Genomic DNA, 1,456 nt, shown 5'->3' with positions numbered 1-1,456 from the left:
GGGTGACGAGCGGCGGACGGGTGAGTAATGTCTGGGAAACTGCCTGATGGAGGGGGATAACTACTGGAAACGGTAGCTAATACCGCATAACGTCGCAAGACCAAAGAGGGGGACCTTCGGGCCTCTTGCCATCAGATGTGCCCAGATGGGATTAGCTAGTAGGTGAGGTAATGGCTCACCTAGGCGACGATCCCTAGCTGGTCTGAGAGGATGACCAGCCACACTGGAACTGAGACACGGTCCAGACTCCTACGGGAGGCAGCAGTGGGGAATATTGCACAATGGGCGCAAGCCTGATGCAGCCATGCCGCGTGTATGAAGAAGGCCTTCGGGTTGTAAAGTACTTTCAGCGAGGAGGAAGGCATAAAGGTTAATAACCTTTGTGATTGACGTTACTCGCAGAAGAAGCACCGGCTAACTCCGTGCCAGCAGCCGCGGTAATACGGGGGGTGCAAGCGTTAATCGGAATTACTGGGCGTAAAGCGCACGCAGGCGGTTTGTCAAGTCGGATGTGAAATCCCCGGGCTCAACCTGGGAACTGCATTCGAAACGGGCAAGCTAGAGTCTTGTAGAGGGGGGTAGAATTCCAGGTGTAGCGGTGAAATGCGTAGAGATCTGGAGGAATACCGGTGGCGAAGGCGGCCCCCTGGACAAAGACTGACGCTCAGGTGCGAAAGCGTGGGGAGCAAACAGGATTAGATACCCTGGTAGTCCACGCTGTAAACGATGTCGACTTGGAGGTTGTGCCCTTGAGGCGTGGCTTCCGGAGCTAACGCGTTAAGTCGACCGCCTGGGGAGTACGGCCGCAAGGTTAAAACTCAAATGAATTGACGGGGGCCCGCACAAGCGGTGGAGCATGTGGTTTAATTCGATGCAACGCGAAGAACCTTACCTACTCTTGACATCCAGAGAACTTTCCAGAGATGGATTGGTGCCTTCGGGAACTCTGAGACAGGTGCTGCATGGCTGTCGTCAGCTCGTGTTGTGAAATGTTGGGTTAAGTCCCGCAACGAGCGCAACCCTTATCCTTTGTTGCCAGCGGTTCGGCCGGGAACTCAAAGGAGACTGCCAGTGATAAACTGGAGGAAGGTGGGGATGACGTCAAGTCATCATGGCCCTTACGAGTAGGGCTACACACGTGCTACAATGGCATATACAAAGAGAAGCGACCTCGCGAGAGCAAGCGGACCTCATAAAGTATGTCGTAGTCCGGATCGGAGTCTGCAACTCGACTCCGTGAAGTCGGAATCGCTAGTAATCGTAGATCAGAATGCTACGGTGAATACGTTCCCGGGCCTTGTACACACCGCCCGTCACACCATGGGAGTGGGTTGCAAAAGAAGTAGGTAGCTTAACCTTCGGGAGGGCGCTTACCACTTTGTGATTCATGACTGGGGTGAAGTCGTAACAAGGTAACCGTAGGGGAACCTGCGGTTGGATCACCTCCTTACCTAAA

1 rRNA gene is annotated in these 1,456 nt (G+C 54.1%); it reads left to right on the top strand.

The features are described from left to right. Window positions 1-1,450: ribosomal RNA gene (locus tag M2387_RS25765) — 16S ribosomal RNA — on the top strand; the annotation flags it as partial. Window positions 1,451-1,456: the final 6 nt, after the last annotated feature.

This window comes from Klebsiella sp. BIGb0407, assembly GCF_024807845.1.
Taxonomy (GTDB): Bacteria; Pseudomonadota; Gammaproteobacteria; order Enterobacterales; family Enterobacteriaceae; genus JGM124.
The sequence above is the reverse complement of the archived record's forward strand: the minus strand, read 5'-3'. Positions and strand labels throughout refer to the sequence as shown.